The sequence below is a fragment of the Geminicoccus sp. genome (genome assembly GCF_035556675.1).
Lineage (GTDB): Bacteria > Pseudomonadota > Alphaproteobacteria > Geminicoccales > Geminicoccaceae > Geminicoccus.
Genome location: NZ_DATMFZ010000265.1, coordinates 1 through 6,038 on the forward strand (window position 1 = coordinate 1; position 6,038 = coordinate 6,038).

Annotated in this window: 7 protein-coding genes; 2 read left to right on the forward strand and 5 right to left on the reverse strand. The window is 69.1% G+C overall.

What is annotated here, in order from left to right; all coding sequences use genetic code 11:
* Positions 1-229: 229 nt before the first annotated feature.
* Together rpmE and ykgO are read left to right on the forward strand one after the other, a co-directional pair.
* Positions 230-460, forward strand: coding sequence for a 50S ribosomal protein L31 (rpmE, locus tag VNS22_RS18695; protein WP_159713979.1), 231 nt, complete (start codon positions 230-232; stop codon positions 458-460).
* A 21-nt stretch (positions 461-481) separates the two neighbouring features.
* Positions 482-607 (forward strand): type B 50S ribosomal protein L36, encoded by a 126-nt coding sequence (gene ykgO, locus VNS22_RS18700; protein WP_027133106.1) that lies wholly within the window; start codon positions 482-484, stop codon positions 605-607.
* 101 nt (positions 608-708) lie between these two features.
* On the opposite strand, the gene ade is transcribed toward ykgO, so the two are convergent.
* The 5 genes from ade to VNS22_RS18725 form a co-directional block, all read right to left on the reverse strand.
* The gene (gene ade, locus VNS22_RS18705; protein WP_325735088.1) at positions 709-2,424 is read right to left on the reverse strand and encodes an adenine deaminase; all 1,716 of its coding nucleotides are present in this window, start codon (positions 2,422-2,424) and stop codon (positions 709-711) included.
* A 35-nt stretch (positions 2,425-2,459) separates the two neighbouring features.
* Positions 2,460-3,677 (reverse strand): NAD(P)/FAD-dependent oxidoreductase, encoded by a 1,218-nt coding sequence (locus VNS22_RS18710; protein WP_325735090.1) that lies wholly within the window; start codon positions 3,675-3,677, stop codon positions 2,460-2,462.
* Entirely contained in the window at positions 3,632-4,357 is a 726-nt protein-coding gene (locus VNS22_RS18715; protein ID WP_325735092.1) for a methyltransferase domain-containing protein, read from the reverse strand. The genes VNS22_RS18710 and VNS22_RS18715 overlap by 46 nt, the downstream gene beginning before the upstream one ends.
* On the reverse strand, positions 4,357-5,448 hold the full coding sequence (locus tag VNS22_RS18720) for a type III polyketide synthase (protein WP_325735093.1): 1,092 nt from the start codon (positions 5,446-5,448) through the stop codon (positions 4,357-4,359). Before VNS22_RS18720 ends, VNS22_RS18715 begins: the two co-directional genes overlap by 1 nt.
* Before the next feature lie 59 nt (positions 5,449-5,507).
* A partial coding sequence (locus VNS22_RS18725; RefSeq protein WP_325735095.1) for a xanthine dehydrogenase family protein molybdopterin-binding subunit occupies positions 5,508-6,038 on the reverse strand: 531 nt, incomplete at its 5' end.

Below are 6,038 nucleotides of genomic sequence, written 5' to 3' on the forward strand. Positions count from 1 at the left end.
ATCGCGCGTGCCTGCGCGCCCGCTGTCGACGCGGCCGGACCTGCGCTGCCCGCCTTTCATGAACCGTCCTCGATGAATGCAACCGACACGATGCTATGCGGCAAAGCTTGCAATATCGCTAACGATTCGTGTCGAGCCGTCGCAAGCGCGCAGGAAAGGGAGCCGTGACCCCTTGAGTCCCCGGATGCCCGCGGATATATAGCGGCCGCCCGCATCTGAGGAAAGCGTCGTGAAGAAGGACATCCACCCCGACTACCATCCCATCACCGTAGTGATGACGGATGGGTCGACCTTCGAGACCTCCTCGACCTGGGGCAAGGCTGGCGACAGCATGCAGCTCGACGTCGATCCCAAGTCGCACCCGGCCTGGACTGGCGGCAACGTTCGCGTGATCGAGCGCGGTCAGGTCGAGAAGTTCAACAAGCGTTTCCAGGGTTTCCGCCGCAAGGCCGAAGCCTGACCACTTGCAGAGATCGGTGTCATGAAGGTCATCAACTCGCTCAAGACCGCGAAGAGCCGCCACAAGGACTGCCGGATCATCCGGCGCAAGGGCCGGGTCTACGTGATCAACAAGACCAACCCGCGCTTCAAGGCCCGCCAGGGCTGAAGCGTTTCCGCCCGGCTGGACCGGGCGGCGGGCACGACACGAGCCGCGCGAGGGCGACCTTTCGCGGCTTTCGTCGTTTTCGGTCATCGCTCCCCGACAGGTCAGCCGAGCAGGCGCAGGCCATCCGGGCCGGCGGTCACATAGCCGCGGTCGGTCAGCTTGAGGTGCGGGATCACCGAGAGCGGCAGGAAGGCCAGCGGCTGCAGGGGCTCCGGCATCTGGCAGCCGATCTCGTGCGCCGCCTTGCGGATGGCGCCGAACCGCTCCGCCACCTCCTCATAGGGCCGGTCCGACATCAGCCCGGCCACCGGCAGAGCCAGCTCGGCCAGTACCGCCCCGCCCCGAACCACCACCGCCCCGCCCTGGAGTGCGGTGATCCGGTTGACCGCCATCGCCATGTCCGCGGGGTCGGAGCCCACGACTGCGACATTGTGGCTGTCATGGCCGATCGAGGTGGCAATCGCACCGTGGAGAGCGCCGAAGCCGTGCACCAGGCCCCGGCCGATATTGCCGTTGCGGCCATGCCGCTCCAGCACCGCCACGAGGTGGAGGGAGCGCTCCGGGTCGGCGGTGACCACGCCGTCCCGTGCCGGCGGGACCAGGCGCAGATGCTCGGTGATCACCGAGAGCGGCACCACCCCGATCACGTCCATCTCGCCCGCCGGGGCCGGCAGGACGAAGGTCCGCTCGTCCACCGTCGCCAGATGCACCGAGCCATAGCCGACCGGTGCCGGATGGCTGCGCTCCTCGAACAAGGCGGCCTCGACCACCTGGCCCGCGGCCACCACGCCGCTCACCTGCACCTCCGCCAGATCGTCCAGCAGCACCAGGTCGGCGCGCCTTCCGGGCGCGATCAGGCCGCGGTCGTGGAGGCGGAAGGTGGTGGCCGCAGCCAGGCTGGCCGAGCGGTAGACCGGCAGGATGGGGGCACCCGCGGCGATCGCCGTGCGCATCGCATGGTCGATATGGCCCTCGGCCAGGATGTCGACCGGCTTGCGGTCATCGGTGCAGAACGCGATGCGCGGCCAGGTAGCCTCGGTGAGCAGGGGTGCGAGCGCCGTCACGTTGCGGGTGACCGAGCCCTCGCGCATCAGGATGACCATGCCCTTCTCGAGCTTCTCCCTGGCCTCGGCCAGGAGCGTGCACTCGTGGTCGGTCCTGGGGCCGCCGCACAGATAGGCATCCAGCCCCTCGCCCTGCAGCAGCGGCGCATGCCCGTCGATGTGGGCATCGGCGAACAGGGAGAGCTTGTGCAGGAGTTGCCGGTCCGCGGCGATGACGCCCGGGAAGTTCATCATCTCCGCCAGGCCGAGCGTGGCGGGATGGGCCAGGAGCGGCAGGAGATCGTCGCCCTCCAGCCTGGCGCCGGCAGTCTCCAGCTCGCTCGCCGGCACACAGGAGGGCAGGTTGACCTTCAGGCTCATCACCAGGCTGAGCGCGGCCGCCTGGAACCATTCGATCCCCGGCAGGCCGATCACGTTGGCGATCTCATGCGGGTCGCAGATCGCCGTGGTGGTGCCGCGCGGCAGCACCAGCCGCTCGAACTCCGCCGGAGTGACCAGCGAGCTTTCCACATGCAGGTGGGTGTCGATGAAGCCAGGGGCCATGAAGCGGCCGCGCGCCTCCACCACCCGGTGTGCCAGGCGCGGCTCGCCCACCGCCACGATCGTGTCGTCGACGATCGAAACGGCTACATCGTCACGCACCGTGCCGGTCGTGACGTCGACCAGCCGTCCCCCCTGGATGCACAGGTCGCAGGGCTCCAGCCCCTGCGCCGCCCGGATCCGTTTCGCCAGAACAGCGACATCGACCGCCATCTTCCTGCTCCTGCGCCGACAGACCCTCACGCAACCTACGGTGCTGTCGCCTGCGGCGCCACAGGAACCGCCGGCCGCTGATCCGTGGAGACTGCCGGTGAAGAAAGCAGGGCGGCTGCCTGGATCCGGGTGGCGGCGGCGACCCATCCCAGTGCTCCAGGCCACAGCCGCACACCCAGCGCCAGTGCCGCCTGCGCCTGGCGCTGCACGAGCAGATGCGACAGCAGCGTCGCCCGCCGCACCTGCCCCGACAGCTCGCTGCGCAGGCGGCGCGTGAACTCGGCCGCTGTCCCGCCACCCAGATAGCAGTGGGCGGCGAGAGCGGCGCTGTGCAGGGCGATCGACATGCCTTCGCCCGCGAAGGACGGAATGACGGCCGCCTGATCGCCTAAGCGCCAGCAGCCATCCTCCCGTCCCTCGACCAGTCCGTAGGGAATGTTCGCGATCGCCAGCGGCCGGTCCCGGAGCGGCACCGCTCCCGCCATGCGGCACGCGAAATGCAAATCGGAGGCCTGAATCAGGTCGAGCAGTGCCGGCCAGTTCTGCCCGATCCGCCGGAAGGCATCCTTGCAGATCACCAGGCAGAGATTGACCTGTCCTGCCTCGATCGACTCGAGTCCCGCATAGCCGCCTGGGAACAGGAAGAGTTCGACCTTGCCGGCCAGCGCTGCGGCCTGCCCTGCTGCCAGGCTGAGATGCAGCTTCAGCCCGATCAGGTCGTTCTGGCTGCCCGGTGGCCGTTTCCAGCCGCGCAGATCGTGCTTGCCGGTGGCCAGGAAGGCATCCCGCGCCCGGATCGTGTCGCCGTCGTCGAGCCGCGCGGCCCACAAGCCGCCGCAACGCTCCAGCCCCTGAACGCTCCGGCCGCGTAGGATCCGGCTGCCGGCCCCGCGAGCCAGCTCGATCAGCGCCTCGTCCATGCGCCGGCGCGACAGGCTGTACGCGGTGAACGGCAACGGGCAGGTCACCGGTCCCCTGCCCGCCGATACGGCCACCTCGGCGATCGGCACGGCTTCGAGCCGGCTAGGCTCCAGGCCGGACCGCCGAAGATAGTGGATAGCCTCCTGGCTCAGGAACTCGCCGCACACCTTGTCGTGCGGGCCGGCTTCCCGCTCGACCAGGACCACATCGCGCCCGGCTGCGGCCAGTGCCTGCGCCAGCGTCGCCCCGGCAGGTCCGCCGCCGATCACCACGGCATCCCGCACCGTCACGGCTTGACCCGTGCCACGCAGAGCCGGAACGGCATCCACCACGCGATGCTGGCACTCCCGGCCGGCAGGCCGGCCCGGTCGAGCAGCCGTCGCCAGTCCTCCGTCACGAAGCTGCGCGCGATCGAGATCGGTCCGTCGTTCTGGACGAAGTGGTGCAGGCGCAACGCGCGCGACGCGGCAGCGAAGAACCGACATGGCAACGAATGCCGGTGCAGATCGTTCACGAACCAGCCGATCGCCGCCTGTTCCTCCAGCCACTGAAGGAAGCGCACCACCGAAGCGTCGTCGAGATGGTGGGTGAACAGGGAGCTGACCACCAGGTCGAAGCCGCGCTCGGGCCGGTAGGCGAAGACATCCCCGGTATGCCAGGCGACCGGGGCCGCCGCAGGCGTAGCCTCCCGTGCCGCACGCGCCGACCAGGGATTGAGGTCGAGCCCGACCAAGTCGACCGCCACCTGGCGCCGTTCCGCCCAGGCCAGGATCTGCCGCAGCATGTCGCCGTGGCCGCTGGCCACATCGAGGATCCGCAGGGGCCGTTCCCGAGGAACCCGACCGCTGGCGGCCAGCCCGTCGAGGAAGCCGAGAGTCGGCCGGTAGGCCAGCGTCAGCCGGTTCACCCGCGCCAGGTCCTGCAGGCAGCCCTGGAAGGTCGCGAAGTCGCAGCGCTCCGTATCCATCAGTTCCGGCATGGTCGCGCGCCGGGAGAAGTCGAAGGACGCCATCAATGCCGGGCCGAGCTGAACCGCATGGTCTCCGCCACCAGGCCCGGCCCGAACGCCATGGCGCACCCTCTCCGGCCACCGGGGTCCTCGCGCAGCATTGCCTCCAGCACGAACAGGACGGTTGCCGACGACATGTTGCCGTAGCTGCGCAGGATGTCGCGCGAGGTGGCCAGGGCCGACGCGGGGAGACCAAGGGCAGCCTCCACCGCATCGAGCACCGACCGCCCGCCGGGATGTACCGCCCAGAGATCGATGGCTTCCGGGCCATCCGGCAGCAGGCGGCCGCTGGCGCTGCGCAGGCCATCGGCGATGCTGCCGGGAACCCGGCCGGACAGGGTCATGTCGAAGCCGCGGTCCCGGATCTGCCAGGTGATCTGCCCGGCCGTTCCCGCCACCCGGATCGCCTGGAACCCGTCCAGCGCGAAGCCCGAAGGCTCGGCGCTGATCAGGGCGGCGGCACAGCCATCCCCGAAGATCAGGAAGGTCAGCACCTGCTCCAGGTCGGTGCTTTCCTGCAGGTGCAGGGTGCAGAGCTCGATGCAGACCAGGAGAACCCGCGCCTTGGGCTCTGCCCACACGATGTGGCGCGCGAGCTTGAGCCCGTTGATGGCGGCATAGCAGCCCATGAACCCGATCACGGTGCGCTCGATCGACGGATCCAGCCCGAACCGGTCGATTAGCGTGAAGTCGAGCCCGGGTGCGGAGAGGCCCGTGCAGGAGACGATGATCAGGTGGGTCGGCGGGCTCGGGCCGAGATCGAGCCGCTCCACGGCACGCGTCACGAGATCGGGGGCATCGGCCTCGAACCGCCGCATCCGGTCGGCGGTCGAGGGGAAGCTGCCGAACCGGTAGAAGCCGGTCGTATCGATCGCCTCATCGGCACCCGGGGCATCGGGCACGGCCGGCGCCAGGCAGGACCAGCGGTGGGCGATCTGGCTGCGGTCCGCCATCCGGCGAAACAGCACGTGTTCCCGCCGGTCCCGCAGCAGCCGATCGGCGAAACTTACGAAGGCCGCGTGCACGTCGTGCGGTGGAACGGCAGTCGCGATGCGGTTCAGATAGGCTACCGGCACTGCCGTCTCCACGGTCACGACGTCGTTCGCAGCATCAGAACGGGGTCAATGCGGGAGGGTCGCCGCCCCCCCGAGCATCACCCGGTGCTTGCCATGCCGCTGGATGCCCCATCGCCACCGTCGCGCAGCAGCTTGTCGGGCGTGATCGGCAGGTCGCGCACCCGCTTGCCGGTGGCATGGAAGATCGCGTTGGCGATCGCCGCCGCCGTGCCGACGATACCGATCTCGCCCAGCCCCTTCACGCCGATCGGGCTGACCTTGTCGTCATGCTCCTCGACGAAGATCACGTCGATGTCCCGCACGTCGGCATTCACCGGGATGTGGTACTCGGCGATGTTGTGGTTCATGAACCGGCCGAAGCGGTGATCCAGCTCGCTCTGCTCCTCCAGCGCCATGCCGATGCCGAACACCACGCCACCCAGGATCTGGCTGCGCGCGGTCTTGAGGTTGAGGATCCGGCCGGCCGCCACCGCGTTCACGATGCGGGTGACACGCACGACGTTCAGTTCCTCGTCGACCCGCACCTCGGCGAAGATCGCGGAGTGGGTGTAGCCCGAATATTTCTCCTGCACGTCCTGTTCCGGCTTCGCGGTCTCCTCCGCCGCCAG